This window comes from Flavobacterium sp. FlaQc-47 (assembly GCF_044006475.1).
GTDB lineage: Bacteria > Bacteroidota > Bacteroidia > Flavobacteriales > Flavobacteriaceae > Flavobacterium.
Genome location: NZ_JBIPCQ010000005.1, coordinates 47553 through 66099 on the forward strand (window position 1 = coordinate 47553; position 18547 = coordinate 66099).

General features: G+C 32.8%; 17 protein-coding genes. 12 read left to right on the forward strand and 5 right to left on the reverse strand.

Annotated features, from left to right (window positions below; all coding sequences use genetic code 11):
• Positions 1-2: 2 nt before the first annotated feature.
• Positions 3-2099: a TonB-dependent receptor gene (locus tag ACHRVX_RS16600; protein ID WP_395334189.1), complete on the reverse strand. Its 2097-nt coding sequence runs from the start codon at positions 2097-2099 to the stop codon at positions 3-5.
• Between the two features lie 221 nt (positions 2100-2320).
• Positions 2321-3595, reverse strand: a complete 1275-nt coding sequence (locus ACHRVX_RS16605) for a PQQ-dependent sugar dehydrogenase (RefSeq protein ID WP_395334191.1) — start codon at positions 3593-3595, stop codon at positions 2321-2323.
• A gap of 184 nt (positions 3596-3779) precedes the next feature.
• Between ACHRVX_RS16605 and hpt the strand changes: the two genes are divergently transcribed.
• The 4 genes from hpt to obgE all read left to right on the forward strand — a co-directional run bounded on the left by hpt (position 3780) and on the right by obgE (position 7508).
• Positions 3780-4310, forward strand: a complete 531-nt coding sequence (gene hpt / locus ACHRVX_RS16610; RefSeq protein ID WP_395334193.1) for a hypoxanthine phosphoribosyltransferase — start codon at positions 3780-3782, stop codon at positions 4308-4310.
• 74 nt (positions 4311-4384) lie between these two features.
• Entirely contained in the window at positions 4385-4957 is a 573-nt protein-coding gene (locus tag ACHRVX_RS16615; protein ID WP_395334195.1) for an adenylate kinase, read from the forward strand.
• A gap of 95 nt (positions 4958-5052) precedes the next feature.
• Positions 5053-6327: a hemolysin family protein gene (locus ACHRVX_RS16620; RefSeq protein WP_395334197.1), complete on the forward strand. Its 1275-nt coding sequence runs from the start codon at positions 5053-5055 to the stop codon at positions 6325-6327.
• A 179-nt stretch (positions 6328-6506) separates the two neighbouring features.
• On the forward strand, positions 6507-7508 hold the full coding sequence (obgE, locus tag ACHRVX_RS16625) for a GTPase ObgE (protein WP_395334200.1): 1002 nt from the start codon (positions 6507-6509) through the stop codon (positions 7506-7508).
• A gap of 112 nt (positions 7509-7620) precedes the next feature.
• Here the strand turns inward: obgE and ACHRVX_RS16630 are convergent, their stop codons facing one another.
• On the reverse strand, positions 7621-8151 hold the full coding sequence (locus ACHRVX_RS16630; protein WP_395334202.1) for a porin family protein: 531 nt from the start codon (positions 8149-8151) through the stop codon (positions 7621-7623).
• Between the two features lie 311 nt (positions 8152-8462).
• Here ACHRVX_RS16630 and ACHRVX_RS16635 point away from each other — a divergent pair, with 311 nt between their 5' ends.
• The 3 genes from ACHRVX_RS16635 to murC all read left to right on the forward strand — a co-directional run bounded on the left by ACHRVX_RS16635 (position 8463) and on the right by murC (position 12794).
• Positions 8463-10607 (forward strand): S46 family peptidase, encoded by a 2145-nt coding sequence (locus ACHRVX_RS16635; RefSeq protein WP_395334204.1) that lies wholly within the window; start codon positions 8463-8465, stop codon positions 10605-10607.
• 79 nt (positions 10608-10686) lie between these two features.
• A complete protein-coding gene (locus tag ACHRVX_RS16640; protein WP_395334206.1) occupies positions 10687-11373 on the forward strand; it encodes a tetratricopeptide repeat protein in 687 nt (228 codons plus the stop codon).
• A 65-nt stretch (positions 11374-11438) separates the two neighbouring features.
• Entirely contained in the window at positions 11439-12794 is a 1356-nt protein-coding gene (murC, locus tag ACHRVX_RS16645; RefSeq protein WP_395334208.1) for a UDP-N-acetylmuramate--L-alanine ligase, read from the forward strand.
• Positions 12795-12918: 124 nt separating this feature from the next.
• Here murC and ACHRVX_RS16650 read toward each other — a convergent pair whose 3' ends face one another.
• Entirely contained in the window at positions 12919-13545 is a 627-nt protein-coding gene (locus tag ACHRVX_RS16650) for a DUF1287 domain-containing protein (protein WP_395334210.1), read from the reverse strand.
• 123 nt (positions 13546-13668) lie between these two features.
• Between ACHRVX_RS16650 and ACHRVX_RS16655 the strand changes: the two genes are divergently transcribed.
• From ACHRVX_RS16655 to ACHRVX_RS16670, 4 genes are read left to right on the forward strand one after another with little or no spacing between them, the layout of a single operon-like run.
• The gene (locus ACHRVX_RS16655; RefSeq protein ID WP_395334212.1) at positions 13669-14139 is read left to right on the forward strand and encodes a GNAT family N-acetyltransferase; all 471 of its coding nucleotides are present in this window, start codon (positions 13669-13671) and stop codon (positions 14137-14139) included.
• Complete coding sequence (gene radC, locus ACHRVX_RS16660; RefSeq protein ID WP_395334214.1) at positions 14139-14828, forward strand: DNA repair protein RadC; 690 nt, start codon at positions 14139-14141, stop codon at positions 14826-14828. Before ACHRVX_RS16655 ends, radC begins: the two co-directional genes overlap by 1 nt.
• Before the next feature lie 3 nt (positions 14829-14831).
• Positions 14832-15518, forward strand: a complete 687-nt coding sequence (locus ACHRVX_RS16665; protein ID WP_395334216.1) for a YjjG family noncanonical pyrimidine nucleotidase — start codon at positions 14832-14834, stop codon at positions 15516-15518.
• 2 nt (positions 15519-15520) lie between these two features.
• Positions 15521-16270: a hypothetical protein gene (locus tag ACHRVX_RS16670; protein ID WP_395334218.1), complete on the forward strand. Its 750-nt coding sequence runs from the start codon at positions 15521-15523 to the stop codon at positions 16268-16270.
• A 15-nt stretch (positions 16271-16285) separates the two neighbouring features.
• On the opposite strand, the gene ACHRVX_RS16675 is transcribed toward ACHRVX_RS16670, so the two are convergent.
• Positions 16286-17563 carry a replication-associated recombination protein A gene (locus tag ACHRVX_RS16675; RefSeq protein WP_395334221.1) on the reverse strand — a complete coding sequence of 426 codons (1278 nt, stop codon included), beginning with the start codon at positions 17561-17563 and terminating at the stop codon, positions 16286-16288.
• A 218-nt stretch (positions 17564-17781) separates the two neighbouring features.
• Here ACHRVX_RS16675 and ACHRVX_RS16680 point away from each other — a divergent pair, with 218 nt between their 5' ends.
• Positions 17782-18546 carry a rhomboid family intramembrane serine protease gene (locus ACHRVX_RS16680; protein WP_395334224.1) on the forward strand — a complete coding sequence of 255 codons (765 nt, stop codon included), beginning with the start codon at positions 17782-17784 and terminating at the stop codon, positions 18544-18546.
• Position 18547: the final 1 nt, after the last annotated feature.

The following is an 18547-nucleotide window of genomic DNA, read 5'->3' on the forward strand; positions in this document are numbered from 1 at the left end:
ATTTAAAATAAATAATTTAATGAAACTGTTCCGTAATAATTCACAGGAAGTCCGGGATAATAATACCGTGGAGATGAAGTTCCAACTGGCAACGCATTAGGCAAAATCAACGAAGCATATTTTTCATCCGTAACATTATTTATACCAAACGCAAAATTGGTGTTTAAATTTTGAAGAATCTCAAAACGATAACCTGTTTTTAAATTGATTATTTTATAAGAATCCGAATAAGCAGAATTGGCATCGTTCAACGGAATTTTATCTGTAAACTGAAAATCGGCAGAAAAATAAAGACCTAAACTTGTATTTAAAATTATTCCTGCGTTTACTTTATTAGCCGCCACACCGGTTAATTTATTTCCAGAATAATCGGTTCCATTATCTACGAAATCTTTAAACTCATATTTTCCTAAAGAAGCGCCAATAAATGAATTCAAAGTAAAAAAAGGATTAATCATCCAATTGTGTTTTGCTAAAATTTCAATTCCTTCATGAAACGTTTTACCTGCATTAACACCTTCATATTGATCGTCGCCAATTCGTTTTGCAACCAATAAATCTTTTATTTCCATTCGGTAAACCGCAAATTCCGTATACAGGTTTTTATTGAAGAAATAGAATTTCCCTCCAGCTTCAAAATTATATCCGCTTTCTGGTTTTATATCCGGATTGATATTTCCAGTACTCGTAAGTGTTTCTTCTGTTGCCGGTAAGGAAAATCCCCGACTTGCCGAAAAGTATAAAGTACGTTCCTCATTCGGTTTAAACAAAAAAGATAATTGGGGCGAAAATATTCCGTCATAACTATATTTTTCCGTTGAGGTTTTATTCGGAAGAAAATTAGTGAGTTCAAAATGAGTTTCATTATAATTTAATCCCGCCTGAATTTCGAATTGATCAGAAAGTAACGATCTGATTTGCGCAAAAATATTATAAAAATGCCTTTTCTGATCTGTTTCAGTAAGTTGATTTCCTTGTAAACTTCCTTGTCCGTTATTGTTTTTGTATAAATTTTCAAAAGTATTTCCGTTATAATTGTCGGTAAAATATTCAATTCCGGCAATAAATTGGTTTTCAGTTTTTGCAATTTTAAAGTTTCCTGAAAACTGAGTTCTTCCTCCGGTTCCAAAAGTATATTGGCGTAAAACATCAAAAGGGCGAGGTTCATTACTATCCTTGTAATTAACAAAAATTGAAGTCGAATTATTCAGATGATCATTAATTTTAAAATCATAAGCCAATCCCGCCAAAGTCGATTTGTATTCCTTAAATCCTTTTGACGCCACCCAGGTTGGAGCGCCTAATGTGGGATTACTATCAAAAACTTCTTTACTGATCGAACTCGGAATAAAAGCTTTTAAATGAGTATAATTGGAAAAATAAGTAAGTTTATTGTTTTTTTTCCTGAACAATTCTCCGGCAAGTGTAATTCCTTCCCGATTGTATGCGCTATTTTCTCGCCATCCATCGGTTTTGAGATTGTGATAGCTAATATTCAGACTTGAACTTTTTTTATTTAAAGAATAATTCAGACTGTTTTTTAGTAATCCAAACGAACCAAAAACACTGCTTATACTCGCATTTTGTCCATTTGTTTTAGAAAGTTGAGGTGAAATTAAAATCGCACCGCCCAAACCTGCACCATAAATACTTGAAAGCGGTCCTTTGATAACTTCGATCTGACCAATGTTTTCCAGATCAATATCGTCAATCACCGTTTCACTATTTCCGGATGTCAACGGAATACTGCCATAAAAAGCCCTGATTTTATTAGTTCCATAAGGCGTTCTTGCGCCAATACCACGAATCGAAATTCGGGTTGTAGTAAAATTTGAAGATTGCATAAATACTCCCGGAATCGTATTAATTACCGTTGTAATATCTGTAGCATTATTTTGAAGAAGGTCTTTTTTAGATAAAATCCCTATAGAAGCCGGCGTGTTTTGCAATCTATTGTTAATATGAAACGGACTAATAACAACTTCGTCTAGTTTTTGGGTTTTTACAGAATCAATGGTTTTGCTTTCTTTTTCTTGTGCTTTACTATTATGAAAAATGAAAAACACAAAAAGTAGAAAACAATATTTTTTTAAAATCATAAAAGAGTTTTGATCAGTTTTTGCGCATAATTTTAAACACATAGAAACATAGATTTTGATGACGTAAAAAAGGCGTTTCACTTAGCATTAATTCACATAGCTATGTGAAAGAAATGTGTTTCTTTTCAATGACCTTTCGCAAAATAAAACCTATGTTTCTATGTGTTTAAAATTATTCGCGTAAAGTTTGGAATTTGGAATTTAAAAAATTGGAATTTAAATTATTTATTAACAGTAACCTTCCAAATCGTATTTCCACTATCATCATTCACCAAAAGTGATCCGTCTTTCATAACAGTTACTGCAACCGGACGTCCGTAAACTTCGGCTTTTTCAGCATTAGAAATAAAACCGGTTAAAAAATCCTCAGGTTTTCCAGAAGGTTTTCCGTTTGCAAAAGGAACAAATACTACTTTATAACCCGATATTTTAGCACGATTCCAAGATCCGTGTTGTCCCACGAAAGCACCGTTTTGATATTTTGAAGGAAAAGCAGTTTTATTATAAAAAGCCAATCCTAAAGATGCCGTGTGAGCACCAACCGGAACATCAGGAATAATAGATTTGGCAGCAAGATCTTTGCGTTCGCCTTTCATTCTTGGGTCAGGGTTATTTCCATAATAAGAATAAGGCCAGCCATAAAAGCCATCTCTTTTTACACTTGTAATATAATCAGGAACTAAATCATCACCTAATTCATCACGCTCGTTAACAGCAGTCCAGAGTTCCTTGTTCACAGGATTCCAATCCATTCCAACAGGATTTCTAAGTCCCGCAGCATAAATTTTTTCTCCCGTTCCGTCAGGATTAATTTCTAAAATATCCGCACGGCGTACTTCCTTGTCCATTCCGTTTTCTCCAACATTACTTCCGGAACCTACAGAAACATATATTTTAGATCCGTCCTGATTCGCAATTATATTTCTCGTCCAGTGATTGTTATATCCGCCAGCCGGAAGTTCAAGAATTTTAGTTCCTTGTGTCTCTAATTTTAGCGGATTATTTTTATAAGGATATCGGTATAAACCATCTGTATTTGCCACATAAAAGAAGTCTTTTAGAACTAGCATTCCAAAAGGTTTATTAAGGTCTTTTAGAAAAACTTCACGAGTTTCAAATTTCCCGTCCTTGTCCTTATCACGAAAAACTGTAATTTGGTTTTTACTCGTTCTTGTTCCGCTTTCAACAACAAAAATATCATTGTTTGGAGCAATATAAGTCCAGCGTGGATTTTCAAGGCCATCTGCAAATTTTGTAACTGTAAATCCTTCAGGCGCTGTAGGCATTTTTCCTTCTGGCCATTTAATAACTTTACTATTATTGGTTTTAGATTCTGATGCATAAGGAGGAGGTAAAGTCAGATCGCCAATAGCCGTTTTTACAGTAACATTGGGTTGTTTTGCCAGAGCTTCTTTGTCTTCTTTCTTCACCTGTCCGTTACAGGCGGTCATGATAGCTAATAAGGATAGTGAAAATATTTGCGCGGTAGTTTTCATTTATATTTTATGTTAAATATTTATAGAACAACAATTTAGTAAATTATAAAAACTTTTTTGGAAAAAATTTGTAAATATTAAGTGATATTTAACATTCTTAAAAAAATACGTGTCATGGCTATTTTCATACTTACAGTTTGGTTGTAATTCTGTATCTTTGCCCATTATTTTAAACATAAAAATAATGATACAACTTCACGATAAACAATTTGTTCCGTTTATTTCGGCTAAAGAAATTGATTTCGCTTTAACTAAAATGGTTGCACAAGTAGAGGATGATTTTGGAGATGATACTCCAATTTTTATTGGCGTTTTGAATGGGGCGTTTATGGTAGTTGCTGATTTTTTGAAAAAATATAAAAATCCTTGTGAGGTTTCATTTATCAAAATGGCATCTTACGAAGGAACTGAGTCAACAAATACCGTAAAAGAATTAATAGGTATTAATCAGGATTTGTCTGGTAGAACCGTAATTATAATTGAAGATATTATTGATACCGGAAATACACTTGAAGAATTAAAACATATGTTTAAAGAACAAAATGTAAAACATTTCAAAGTAGCTACTTTGTTTTTTAAACCGGATGCTTATAAAAAAGATATTAAAATAGATTACATCGGAATCAGGATTCCAAATAAATTCATCGTTGGTTACGGATTAGACTACGATGGTTTAGGAAGAAATTTGCCCGAAGTTTATAAATTAGCAGAATAATACAAACACACACAACTATATATTCATTTAAAAACTTCTTATAAAAAACAGAAGTAACAACACTCACTCATATTATGATTAATATTGTTTTATTTGGAAAGCCGGGAGCAGGAAAAGGAACTCAGGCAGAATTTTTAAAAGAAAAATACAAATTAACTCATCTTTCAACAGGAGATATTTTTCGTTTTAATTTAAAAAATGATACAGATTTAGGTAAAAAAGCAAGAGTTTTTATGGACAATGGAGAGTTGGTTCCTTGCGAAGTTACAACAGCAATGTTAATAGACGAGGTAAACAAACATCCTGATACAGATGGTTTTTTGTTTGACGGATATCCAAGAACTTTAGATCAGGCAGAAGCTCTGGATAAATTTTTACCAACAATTGGGTCAAGTGTTACAGCAACAATCGCATTAGAAGCTGATGATGAAATTTTAGTAGCGCGTTTGTTAGAAAGAGGAAAAACAAGTGGAAGAGTAGATGATCAGGACGAAGAAAAAATTCGTGTGAGATATCAGGAATACAATGAAAAAACGGCTCCATTAATTGGATATTATAAAGAACAAAATAAGTTTCATGCCGTAAATGGTATCGGAACAATAGAAGAAATTACAGAGCGATTAACGTCAGTTATTGATAATTTGTAATAAATCTGTTTGAAGTTAAAAGTTAAATGTGAGATGGAAATTTGATATAAATTGTCCAAACATTTAACTTTTAACATTTAACTTTTAACTTAAAAATGGAAATACTAATAATATTTTTTCTAATACTTTTAAATGGAGTTTTCTCCATGTCTGAAATTGCCCTTATTTCAGCAAGAAAAAACAGACTTGAAACTGCTGCAAAAAAAGGAAATAAAAGTGCAAAAATTGCGCTGGACCTAGCTAATTCACCAAACAAGTTTTTATCAACAGTACAAATCGGAATTACCTTAATTGGAATTTTGACAGGTATTTATAGTGGTGATAAAATTACGGTAGATGTAGAAATATTTGTTAGCGGATTTGCAGTTTTAAAACCTTATGCACATTCAGTTGCAGTTGGGATTGTAGTTGTAATTCTAACATTCTTTTCCTTAGTTTTAGGAGAATTATTGCCTAAACGAATTGGTTTAAATTATCCGGAAGCCATTGCAAAAGCGGTTGCTTTACCAATGAAAGTTGTTTCGATTATCACCGCGCCATTTATTTGGCTGCTTACAACATCAACAGATTTTTTATTGAATGTTTTGCAAATAAAACCTTCTGCTGATGGTAAAGTTACCGAAGAAGAAATTAAAGCAATCATTAAAGAAGGAACCGAAGGCGGAGAAGTTCAGGAAATTGAACAGGATATCGTGGAGCGTGTTTTTCATATTGGTGATAGAAAAGTTAATTCATTAATGACTCACCGTAAATCTGTAGACATGTTGCCTTTTAATGCTGATAAAGCTAAAATAAAGGAACTTGTTTTAATGGATTTGCATACCGTTTATCCGGTTTACAGAGACAATTACGATGATATAGTTGGAATCGTAACCCTGAAAAATATATTTGCAAACATCGAAAGTGATCATTTTGATCTGGGCGCAATAATGATAGAAGCTCCTTATTTAATGGAGCAGACAACAGCTTACAAAGCACTTGAAAATTTCAAGAAAACAGGCATTCATTATGCATTAGTATCTGATGAATATGGGGTTTTTCAAGGAATTATTACCTTAAATGATATTCTCGAAGCATTAGTTGGTGATGCATCTGATTTTTATAAAGATGAATTTAAATTAGTAGAGAGAGAAGATGGTACGTGGCTTGTTGACGGACATTATTCATTACACGATTTCCTAACTTATTTTGAGTTAGATGAACTGACAAATGATTATGAAGTGAATACAGTAAGCGGAATGATTATGACTGAACTTTCTCATATCCCGAAAGAAGGTGAAAAATTAATCTGGCAAAAATTTGTGTTAGAAGTCATCGATATGGATGGCGTAAAGATTGATAAAGTGCTTGTAAAAGCGCTCAAAGAGTAAAAATAAATAGTTTTTAGTCTCAGTTTTTTAGTCGCATTTTGTGCTGAAAACTAAGACTGCGACTGAGAATAAAAATTTGTTTCAGGTTTTATTATGTTTCAGGTTTCAGGTTAAGTGCGTTGCGCGAACTTTGAAACCTGAAACTTTAAACTTTAAACTATACATAAACAAAAAAGAAAATGACAGAAGGAAATTTTGTAGATTATGTTAAGATATATGTTTCTTCCGGAAAGGGAGGAAAAGGATCTACACATTTACATAGAGAGAAATTTATTGAAAAAGGAGGCCCGGACGGAGGTGATGGTGGTCGAGGTGGACACGTATATTTAGTTGGAAATAAAGGACTTTGGACACTGTTTCATTTAAAGTTTGCACGACATATTAAAGCAGGTCACGGTGGTGACGGAGGTGGAGATCGTAGTACAGGAGCTGATGGAGATGATAAATTTATCGAAGTGCCTTTAGGAACTGTTGTAAAAGACAAAGAGACCGGAGAAACCTTATTCGAAATTACCGAAGATGGTGAAAAACAAATTCTTTCAAGAGGAGGAAAAGGCGGATTAGGAAACTGGCATTTTAGAAGTTCAACCAATCAAACACCAAGATACGCACAACCAGGTTTGCCAGGAGTAGAAATGGATGTTATTTTGGAATTGAAAGTTTTGGCAGATGTTGGTTTAGTAGGTTTTCCTAATGCTGGGAAATCAACTTTGCTTTCCGTATTGACTTCGGCAAAACCAAAAATTGCTGATTATCCTTTTACAACCTTAAAACCCAACTTAGGAATTGTTGCTTACAGAGATTTCCAATCATTTGTAATTGCAGATATTCCGGGGATAATTGAAGGTGCCGCAGAAGGAAAAGGTCTTGGACATTATTTCCTGCGTCATATTGAACGTAACTCCACATTATTGTTTTTAGTTCCTGTTGATACTCCGGACATTAAAGGAGAATATGATATTTTAGTTAACGAGTTAACAAAATACAATCCTGAAATGCTGGATAAAGAACGTTTATTAGTCATCTCTAAATGTGATATGCTTGATGATGAACTTAAAGCTGAATTAAAAGTAGAACTTGATGTTGCCTTCAAGGATATTCCATATATGTTTATTTCATCAGTTGCCCAACAAGGATTAACTGATCTGAAAGATAAACTTTGGAAAATGTTGAACGATTAAGAAAACAATATTTCATGATAGAAAACCCGACAATTTTTAAATTGTCGGGTTTTTGTTTTTATACGAAAAAAAAACAAATTATTCCAGATTTAATTTTAGTTAGAACTAAAGATTATAGTCCGAAATTTTTAGAAACTCCAATGTTGAATGTTTTTCCAAAATCAAAGCCAATACGTTCTTGTCTCGGATCATTTTTTCCATCAAGATTATCGTAGTTGATTCCGCCAATAGAAAAGTTTAGACCAAATCCTCGTTTCATATTAATGAATAGTGCCGGAGTAAGATTTACATACATTCCTTTTGCATTGTTTAGAGAAGTGTTTTGATAACCCGCTCCTAAATCTGTGTAAAAGGCAAATGTTTCAGAAAGTGGCGTTGAATAACGTACAAAACCTCCAATTTTATAATTTTCAGTTTTTTCAAATCCCTTTACATCTATTGTACCAATAGCTCCTTCAACTCCAGCTGTCCAGTTGTCTGAGAATTGGTAACCTACTTTTGGAGAAAATTCAAAACTAGTCGATTTCGAATCTCCAATTTTTTCTGAAGCAAATCCCACATTTCCACCTAATAATATCGACCCTTTTTGAGCATTTGTAATAGTTGCTACCAGCAATATTACACCTAGTAATAATTTTTTCATTTCTTTAAATTAAATAGTTAGGACAAACATATATAATTTATTTTGTAAGAAATGATTTATTTTAAAAATTAATTCATGAAAGTTTATTTTTACAATTTAACCACTTTATTAGTAAGAATATTTAGTTTTATTTTTAATTTTAAGAGTTTTATAAAGTAAGAAATTGCGCAGATACTTACTATCTGTTCTATTAGAAATTATGAATTTCGTAAAATTGTATTAAAATTAGTTATGTATCTTTTGGTTTTGATGATTTGAGTTGTTTGTTGTTGCGAAAATGAATTATATTCGCGTCACTTAAACAAAATAACATGAAAAAAGTAGTTTTATTCTTGACCATGTGCCTGATGGCTTTTCCTGTAAAAGCTGATGAAGGAATGTGGTTCTTGATGTTTATCGAAAGATTAAACCATAGAGATATGGAAAAAATGGGCTTGCAATTAACAGCCGAAGAAATTTACAGTATTAACCATCATAGTTTAAAAGATGCAATTGTACAATTTAACGGAGGTTGTACTGCTGAAATCGTTTCAAAAGACGGATTGGTTTTAACGAATCACCACTGTGGATACAATGCAATTGCAGAACTTTCTACAGCCGAAAAAAATTATTTAAAAGATGGTTTTTGGGCAAAAGAAAGAACTGCCGAAATGAAACCAAAATCATTATATGTACGTTTCTTTGTTCGTATGGACGATGTTTCTAAAAGAATTTTATCAAAAGTAAATGATACAATGACTGAAACAGAAAGAAATGCAGTTATTCAGCAAGAAATCAATTTGATTGAAAAAGAAAATAACGAAGGTGGAAAATACACCGTTTCTGTTCGTCCTTTCTTTCAGGGAAATGAATATTATTATTTCGTTTATCAGGATTATACAGACGTTCGTTTAGTAGGAACGCCACCAGAAAGTGTTGGTAAATTTGGTGGAGATACAGATAACTGGGAGTGGCCTCGTCAAACAGGAGATTTTTCTATGTTTAGAGTTTACGCAGATAAAGCAGGAAATCCTGCAACATATTCTAAAGATAATGTGCCTTTACAGCCTAAACATTACTTGCCTGTAAGTATTAAAGGAGTAAAAGAAAATGATTTTGCGATGATTTTAGGATATCCTGGAAGAACAAACCGTTGGATGCCGGCTGGAGGAATTGAGCAAAACATAAAATATGCTTATCCTGCGTGGGTTGAAGGTGCTAAAACCGGAATGGATGTAATGAAAAAGTATATGGATAAAGATGCAACAGTTCGTTTGCAATATGCATCTAAATATGCTTCGACAGCAAATTACTGGAAAAACCGTCAGGGAATGATTGATGCTTTAACAAAAGCAGGAACGGTTGATGTTAAAGCAGAACAGGAAGACAAATTCTATGAATGGGCAAATAAACCGGCTAATAAAGAGAAGTATGAAAATGTAATTCCTACTATTAATGATTATTACAGATCGACGAATTTAAAAGCAACTCACGATAATTACTTAAGCCAGCTTTTGCGTACTTCGGCATATGCGTCAGGAACAGCAAATTTAGGAAATGCATTAATTGCTTACTACAAAGAAAATGATGCTAAAAAAGCAGAAATGTTACCTAAGATCAATGCATTAATTGATAATATTTACGGTGAATTTTATGCGCCGCTTGAAAAAGATGTTCTTACAGCACAATTGAATTTATACGCTGCAAAAGGAGCTGAATATGGTTTAGCTACACAAATTGCTAAAATGAAATCAGCAAATAATGGTGATTTTACTGCGGATGTTACAAAAGCAACTGAAACAAGTTATTTTACGACAAAAGAAAAAGTGTTAGCATTTATGGCTGACCCAAAACCATTGGCAATTGTTCATGATCCTTTGTATATTATCTCAAATGATTTAACGACAAAATATCGTTTTAAAACAGATGATCAATTGAAATCTGATGATGGTTTTGCAACTGCTTACCGTGAATTAGTAGAAGGTTTAAGAGAGTCAAAATTAAATACGATCAAATATCCGGATGCAAACTCAACGTTGAGACTTTCTTACGGAAAAGTTCGCGCTTTGCCTGCTGATACACGTAACGATGCTAAAATAAACAACTATACAACCATGGAAAGTATGGTGAAAAAATATAAAGCAGGAGATCAGGAATTTGATTTACCAGCTCGTTTATTAGAGTTAAACAAAGCTAAGGATTATGGTCAGTATGCAGATAAGGACGGTTATATGCCAATAAATTTCTTAACTGATAATGATATTACAGGAGGGAATTCAGGTTCACCGGTTCTTAACGGAAAAGGAGAATTAATAGGTATTGCTTTTGATGGAAATATCGAAGCTATGGCGGGAGATGTTATTTTTGATCCTAAATTACAAAGAACAATTAACGTGGATATTCGTTACGTACTTTGGATTATTGACAAATATGCAGGAGCTAAAAATATCATTGATGAATTGACTATTGTAAAATAATTCAATTTGTACTTATAGTTTAACCCGACAGGTTTTAAAATCTGTCGGGTTTCTTGTTTTTAATTCTTATTTTTGAGATATGAAAAAACTGCTGTTTCTGTTTTTATTTGTTCCAATTTGTATTTGGGCACAATCGAATTTTGAAAAAGGCGAAAAATTATTTCATGCAAAAAAGTATGATGAAGCTAAAGTTGTTTTTGAAAATGTTTTAAAAACAAAACCTTCGGACATAAAAACAATTGAATATTTAGGAGAAATTGCTGCCATTCATAAATCGTGGGTAAAAGGAGCTGAATATTTTAAAAAGCTAAAAGAATTAAAACCTACCGAAGCTGAATATTTTTATAAATATGGCGGTTGTTTGGGAATGAGGGCGATGGAAGTAAATAAGTTTAAAGCTTTTGGAATGGTTGATGATATGAAACAAGCATTTGAAAAAGCAATTGCTTTAAATCCAAAACACATCCAGGCAAGATGGGCATTGATAGAATTATATTTGTTATTGCCTGGGATTTTAGGCGGAAGTGAGTCGAAAGCACTTTCATATTCAAATGAATTAGCACAATTTTCACCCGTTGATGGTTATTTGTCAAAAGGGAGAATTGACGAATATTTTAAAAGATATGCATTGGCAGAAAAAAATTATATGAAAGCAAACGAAATTGGTAAATCAAAAATTACATTTCAAAAATTATATAATTTATATTTGAACAAATTAAAAGAAGCTAAAAAGGCACAAGAATTGAAAAGAAAGTTTGAAGCTTAATAAAGGGCTTCAAAATTGAATTCCGACAAAAATTGGAATTTGGAACTTAAAAATTGGAATTTTAAATGAAAACACATTTCATCGCCATAGGCGGAAGTGCAATGCACAACTTAGCATTAGCATTACATAATAAAGGATATCAGGTAACAGGTAGTGATGATGCTATTTTTGAGCCATCAAAATCAAGATTAGAAAAAAAGGGAATTTTACCGGCTGAATTAGGTTGGTTTCCTGAAAAAATTACCGCTGATATTGATGCCATAATTCTGGGAATGCATGCAAAAGCAGATAATCCTGAATTGCTGAAAGCGCAGGAATTGGGTTTGACCATTTATTCATATCCGGAATTTTTATACGAGCAATCTAAAAACAAAACACGTGTTGTAATTGGAGGTTCTCATGGAAAAACAACCATTACTTCGATGATTTTGCACGTTATGCATTATCATAATATTGAAGTTGATTATATGGTTGGCGCACAATTAGAAGGTTTTGATACAATGGTGCACCTTACTGAAGATAATGATTTTATGGTTCTTGAAGGTGATGAATATTTATCTTCACCGATAGACAGACGTCCTAAATTTCATTTATATCAGCCTAATATTGCGTTAATTTCAGGTATTGCGTGGGATCATATCAATGTGTTTCCAACTTATGAAAATTACGTGGAGCAATTTGAGATTTTCATTGCTAAAATTACAAATGGCGGAATCTTAGTTTACAACGAAGATGATGCAGAAGTAAAACGTGTTGCGGAAGCTGCGACAAACCCAATTCGTAAACTGGCATATTCTACTCCTAAATATAGCGTAAGCGATGGCATAACTTTATTAGAAACTCCGGAAGGCGATATGCCAATTGAAGTTTTTGGGGCGCATAATTTAAATAATTTAGCCGGCGCAAAATGGATTTGCCAAAACATGGGCGTTGACGAAGCCGATTTTTACGAAGCAATTGCCAGTTTTAAAGGCGCATCTAAACGATTAGAGAAAATTGCTGAAGGAAAAGGAAAAGTGGCCTACAAAGATTTTGCACATTCCCCAAGTAAAGTGGCTGCAACTACAAAAGCGGTGAAAGAACAATATCCAAACAGAACTTTAGTAGCTTGCTTAGAATTACACACTTATAGCAGTTTAAATGCTGAATTCCTGAAAGAATATGAAGGAGCGCTTGAATATGCAGATGTTGCCGTTGTGTTTTATTCGCCGGATGCTGTAAAAATTAAACAATTAGAGGAAGTTACTTACGAGCAAATTGCTACGGCTTTTAATCGTAAAGATTTAATAATTTACACCAATCCAACTGAATTTAAGGAATATTTATTCAATTTGAACCTTGACAATTCTGCATTACTATTAATGAGTTCAGGAAATTACGGAGGATTAAACTTTGATGAAGTAAAAGGTTTAATTAATTAGTACATAAGATAATTTAAGAATCAAGATAATGTGCCAATTGCAGTTTTGTAATTGGCATTTTTTTAATTTTATCTTAAAGTTTCAATTGGAATTTGGGTTTTTAAAATTTGGAATTTATTTAATTTTATTCCCAATATCTATAATGTCCCGTAATTTTATAATCGAATAAACAATCTTGCAAAACTTGTCCGTTACCAACATTGTGTACGATTAGATTTCGTTTTCCATCTGATGATTTTTTGTGAGTTACAATTCCAATATGCGGGAGTTTATCGTTAATCATCCAGGTTACAATTTCTCCAGTTTTGTAATCGTTTGGGTTTTTAGTTATTTTTAGTTTTTCTCCTTTTCTTTCAAAAAAAATTTCAAGATTTGGTACTCTTCTGTGATCGATATTTGTATCGGTTTTTGTCATTCCCCATTTTTCAAAATTATGATATTCTGAAAAATGTTTAAGCATATCTTCATGAACTTCTTTTTGTAAATCGATACCTAATTTTCGATAAGATCGAATAATTACATCTGTGCAAACGCCTTTAGTTTTTGGTACATCACCGTTTGGATATTCGATAGAAAAATAAGCCGGATCATAATCTATCGAGGGATCAATTATAGAAATAGCAGCATTTGAAAGCTTTTCTGCAAAAGTGTTTGTTTTTAAAGCAGTGCTTTCGGTAAAAAACTTCTCTTTATCTTTTTGGTTACAAGAAATAAGTAAAAAGAAGATTGCTATTTTATGTATAGATTTCATTTAGATAAAGATATAAGATTGGTTGATAGTCTTTTCGCTTTTTAAAATTAATTATAAAATAATAAGAACTAAATGAGTGATTTTTCTTATTTTTAAATATATTAGCCTTTTAGATATAGCAAAATGAATTTAAAAATAAAAGTTGTAAAAACAACAAGCGAAAATCCTGATTTTGTATCGTTAATAAAGATATTCGATACTTTTTTATGGGAACGTTATCCGGAGCTTAAAACAGAATATTGGGGAAATAATTTAATTGAATTTAACCCAAATGTAATTCTGATATATTTAAACGAAAAACCAGTTGCAAGTGGATGTTTTAAAAAATATAATGAAAGTACGGTCGAATTAAAACGCATGTTTGTTTTGCCGGAAGCAAGAGGTTTGGGATTGGCTCAACTTATAATAAAAGAACTTGAAATAGAGGCACAAAATCATGGTTTTCAATCTATGATTTTAGAAACATTGTACAAACAAATTGAAGCCATAAGTCTATATCAAAAAGTGGGATTCGAAATTATTGATAATTATGAACCTTATGTAGGTTTGACGAATAGTATTTGCATGAGCAAAACAATTAATGCTGTACAATAATGGATACTCCTTATTATCCAATTTCTAAATGGTCAGAAGAAGACCGTCCTCGCGAAAAATTAATGCAAAAAGGCAAGGAGTCCTTGACTAATGCTGAACTGATTGCTATTTTAATTGGTTCCGGAAGCCGAAATGAGACATCAGTAGCTCTTAGTAACAGAATTTTGATCCATGCAAAAAACTTGAATGCTTTAGGGAAAATGTCTATTGTACAATTAACTAAATTTAAAGGAATAGGAGAGGCAAAGGCTGTTGCAATTGTTGCGGCTTTAGAATTAGGGCGTAGGAGAAGGTCAGAAGACGCTGCTAAAATGGAAATGATTACCTCTAGCAAAATAGTTTTTGATATTATGCAGCCGATTATTGGGGAATTGTTGCATGAAGAATTTTGGGTGCTTTTTCTGAATAATTCTAACAAAGTAATTTCGAAATCTCAATTAAGCAAAGGGGGAATTACGGGCACGATTGTCGATGTGCGTCTTGTTTTTAAATTAGCATTCGAATGTAGTGCTACAAGCTTGATTTTGTGTCACAATCATCCGTCAGGTAATTTGAAACCAAGTGATGCAGACAAACAAATTACAAAAAAAATAAAAACTGCAGGAGATAGTTTAGATGTTAAAGTTTTAGATCATTTGATTATAACTGAAACAAAATATTATAGTTTTGTAGATGAAGGAATTTTTTAACTTATGAATACCACAATTACCGATGTTTTTTTTGATTTAGATCACACGCTTTGGGATTTTGATAAAAACTCAGAAATGGCTTTTGACAGAATTTTTAAAAGCAGATTTCCTGAAATCAAAATACAGGATTTTATAACCCATTATGTTCCAATAAATCAGGAATGCTGGAAGTTGTATCAACACGACAAAATTACTCACGTCGAGTTACGCTACAACAGATTAAAGTTTTCATTTGATGCGTTAAATTTTGCAATTTCAGATGAAAATATAAATGAAATTGCAAACGATTATATCGAGTTTTTAACCGAGAATAATCACCTTTTTGATGGTGCAATTGAAGTTTTAGAATATTTAAAACCAAAATATAAATTGCATATCATCACAAATGGTTTTGCAAACGTTCAGGACAAGAAAATTAATAATGCCCTGTTATCCGGTTATTTTAGTACCATAACAAATTCTGAACTCGCTGGCGTAAAAAAGCCAAATAGTATTATCTTTGATTATGCCGTAAATGTTGCCAAAGCTCAAAAAAACACTTGCATTATGATTGGTGATTGCCTTGATGCAGATGTCAACGGCGCTTTGAATGCCGGATTGGATGCTATTTTTTTTAATGATAAAAAAATTCAAGCTCCGGAAAATATAAAACAGGTAAACCATTTATTAGAACTTAAAAAATATTTATAATTATGAGAATTAAATTTTTGTTGATTGCGCTTCTTATTTCAGTTGTTGGATTTTCGCAAACAGTTAATGATTACAAAGGTGTAATTGTACCGTTAAAATACGATTTTCTGAAATCAGAAAACCAATACAGAATGTCTACAATGACAAAAGCGAATTTAAACAAAGCCGGATTTCAGGCTTTTTATGGTAATGAAGAACTTCCTGCAGGTTTTGGAGATCGTTGTGATCTTTTATATGTTGACGTAAAAAAAGACAATGGTTTTTTAATCACTAAACTTTTTATAGAATTTAAAGATTGCTATGGTAAAGTAATCTATACTTCGGACATAGGAAAAAGCAAAGAAAAAGATTATGAAACTGCTTATAGAGAAAGTCTTGATTTAGCATTTGTTTCCGTAAATGCATTGCATTATAAATACAATGGTAAAGCTTTAGGCACTGCAAAATCATCAACTGTTGCAGCTCCATTAACTCCTCAGGCTCAGGTTGTAACAACAACAGCAGTTGCTGCTCCGGTTGCAGATATGAAAGATCCTAATTTATTGTATGCTCAGCCTACAGAAAACGGATATCAGTTAATTGACAAAACGCCTAAAGTGGTAATGAAGTTGCTAAAAACATCACGTCCGGATTCATTTATTGCAATAAAAGATGGTGTTCAGGGATCGCTAAATGCAAAAGACAATCAATGGTTTTTTGAATATTATAAAAATGATCAATTAGTTTCGGAAAAAGTTTCAGTAAAATTCTAAAAATAAAATAAGGTTTTAATAACCATATTTATCTTTCCAACGGTTCTTTAAAAATTCGCGGTTGCTGTTCTCTCTTGAATTGCTTCCCGGATTATAAAGAACCGTTTCTTTTATGGCATCAGGTAAAAATTCCTGCTCTGCAAAATTATTGGCGTAGTCGTGTGAATATTTATACTCGTCGCCATAACCCAATTCCTTCATTAGTTTTGTTGGAGCGTTTCTTAAATGAATAGGAACAGGCAAATCGCCAGTTTGTTTTACCAATTGTTGCGCGTTTCCAATTGCCATATACGATGCATTACTTTTTGGCGAAGTTGCCAGATAAATGGCGCATTGGCTTAATATGATTCTGCTTTCAGGATAACCAATAGTTGTCACTGCCTGAAATGTATTATTAGCCATTATAAATGCCGTAGGGTTTGCATTTCCTATGTCTTCACTGGATAAAATAAGCATTCTTCTAGCGATAAATTTAACATCTTCACCACCTTCAATCATTCTTGCCAGCCAATAAACTGCACCATTAGGATCACTGCCGCGAATTGATTTTATAAATGCCGAAACAATATCATAATGCTGTTCACCACTTTTGTCATACAAAACAGTATTTTGTTGTACCAATTCGAAAACGCGATCATTTGTAATTATTATTTCATCCCCGGAAGAAGCGTTTACAACGAGTTCAAAAATGTTCAACAGTTTTCTTCCATCTCCGCCTGAAAGTCTCAGTAAAGCTTCCGTTTCCTTTAATACGATGTTTTTTGATGCTAAAAAGCTGTCTTTTATCATTGCACGATGTAGCAAAGCTTCAAGATCTGCTTTTGTAAAAGCATTTAAAATATAAACTTGGCAACGTGACAATAATGCAGGAATAACTTCAAAGCTTGGATTCTCTGTTGTGGCGCCAATAAGTGTAATCCAGCCTTTTTCAACAGCAGCAAGAAGTGAATCCTGTTGCGATTTACTAAACCTGTGAATCTCATCAATAAATAAAATAGGATTTTTGGCCGTAAACAATCCGCCGCTTTGTTTGGCTTTTTCAATTACGTCACGAATGTCCTTAACTCCTGAATTAATGGCGCTTAATATATAAAACGGACGTTTAGATTCCTGGGCAATAATCTGGGCTAAAGTTGTTTTTCCGGTTCCCGGAGGTCCCCAAAATATTAGAGAAGGAATGAGTCCTTTCGAAATTTGTTGTGTTAATGAACCGTTTGGTCCAACCAAATGACTTTGACTAATGTAGTCTTCTAATTGCTGTGGGCGAATACGCTCGGCTAAAGGTGCTTCCATTCTGTAAAATTACTATTTTTCAATTTATATCTCTATTATTAGGAGCTATTTCCTGCTATCCGCTATATCTTTTTCTGTCTGAAAAAGCCAGAAAAAGGATACCGCTTCTATCAGGGCTAAAATCGTGTTCATGAATATTCTCGTTAGCTGACAAATTATCAGTAAATTGTAATTGGATAGTTTTTTGATATTGTCTTTATAACTTTATTCCAAAAACAATGAATGATAACCACTTTAAATTTTCGAATGCCGTTATTGGTCTTCCAGTTTTTTTTGTTCTCTTTTTGTGGATTATCTATTGGGTTCAAATTCGATTTGACTTTGATTTTTATCAAAACGGTATTTATCCTCGTGATATTTCCGGTTTACAAGGTGTTTTATTTAGTCCTTTTATTCATGAAAACTTAGACCATCTATATAATAACTCCATTCCGCTTTTAGTATTATTAGCGGCCATGCAATTTTTTTATCCAAAACAAACTTTTGCTGTAATCGGTTTTGGTATTTTGTTTTCAGGATTAATAACGTGGATTATTGGACGTGAAAATTATCATATTGGTGCCAGCGGATTAATTTATGTTTTAGTGAGTTTTATCTTTTTTAAAGGAATTCAAACCAGATATTATCGTTTGGTAGCGCTCTCATTATCTGTAATTTTATTATATGGTGGAATGATTTGGTATGTTTTTCCTGATGTGGATAAAACAATTTCATGGGAAGGACATTTGGCTGGTTTTATTACAGGATTTGGAATGTCCTTATTTTACAAAACGCCCGAATATGCAAAGCCAATTGTTTACGAATGGCAGAAACCGGATTTCAATCCCGATCAGGATGCATTTATGAAACATTTTGACGAAAGTGGAAACTTTGTAAATACAGAAGTCCCCGAAGAGGAACTGGAAGTTTTATCGAATTATTATAATTCAAATTTCTCCGTTAATTATACTGTAACTAAAAGAGAATCAGATGATGAAATATAAC

Excerpts from the sequence above, each read along its gene's own strand:
- ACHRVX_RS16600 (WP_395334189.1), bottom strand. The coding sequence starts at position 2,099 with ATGATTTTAAAAAAATATTGTTTTCTACTTTTTGTGTTTTTCATTTTT.
- ACHRVX_RS16605 (WP_395334191.1), bottom strand. The coding sequence starts at position 3,595 with ATGAAAACTACCGCGCAAATATTTTCACTATCCTTATTAGCTATCATG.
- hpt (WP_395334193.1), top strand. The coding sequence starts at position 3,780 with ATGATACAACTTCACGATAAACAATTTGTTCCGTTTATTTCGGCTAAA.
- ACHRVX_RS16615 (WP_395334195.1), top strand. The coding sequence starts at position 4,385 with ATGATTAATATTGTTTTATTTGGAAAGCCGGGAGCAGGAAAAGGAACT.
- ACHRVX_RS16620 (WP_395334197.1), top strand. The coding sequence starts at position 5,053 with ATGGAAATACTAATAATATTTTTTCTAATACTTTTAAATGGAGTTTTC.
- obgE (WP_395334200.1), top strand. The coding sequence starts at position 6,507 with ATGACAGAAGGAAATTTTGTAGATTATGTTAAGATATATGTTTCTTCC.
- ACHRVX_RS16630 (WP_395334202.1), bottom strand. The coding sequence starts at position 8,151 with ATGAAAAAATTATTACTAGGTGTAATATTGCTGGTAGCAACTATTACA.
- ACHRVX_RS16635 (WP_395334204.1), top strand. The coding sequence starts at position 8,463 with ATGAAAAAAGTAGTTTTATTCTTGACCATGTGCCTGATGGCTTTTCCT.
- ACHRVX_RS16640 (WP_395334206.1), top strand. The coding sequence starts at position 10,687 with ATGAAAAAACTGCTGTTTCTGTTTTTATTTGTTCCAATTTGTATTTGG.
- murC (WP_395334208.1), top strand. The coding sequence starts at position 11,439 with ATGAAAACACATTTCATCGCCATAGGCGGAAGTGCAATGCACAACTTA.
- ACHRVX_RS16650 (WP_395334210.1), bottom strand. The coding sequence starts at position 13,545 with ATGAAATCTATACATAAAATAGCAATCTTCTTTTTACTTATTTCTTGT.
- ACHRVX_RS16655 (WP_395334212.1), top strand. The coding sequence starts at position 13,669 with ATGAATTTAAAAATAAAAGTTGTAAAAACAACAAGCGAAAATCCTGAT.
- radC (WP_395334214.1), top strand. The coding sequence starts at position 14,139 with ATGGATACTCCTTATTATCCAATTTCTAAATGGTCAGAAGAAGACCGT.
- ACHRVX_RS16665 (WP_395334216.1), top strand. The coding sequence starts at position 14,832 with ATGAATACCACAATTACCGATGTTTTTTTTGATTTAGATCACACGCTT.
- ACHRVX_RS16670 (WP_395334218.1), top strand. The coding sequence starts at position 15,521 with ATGAGAATTAAATTTTTGTTGATTGCGCTTCTTATTTCAGTTGTTGGA.
- ACHRVX_RS16675 (WP_395334221.1), bottom strand. The coding sequence starts at position 17,563 with ATGGAAGCACCTTTAGCCGAGCGTATTCGCCCACAGCAATTAGAAGAC.
- ACHRVX_RS16680 (WP_395334224.1), top strand. The coding sequence starts at position 17,782 with ATGAATGATAACCACTTTAAATTTTCGAATGCCGTTATTGGTCTTCCA.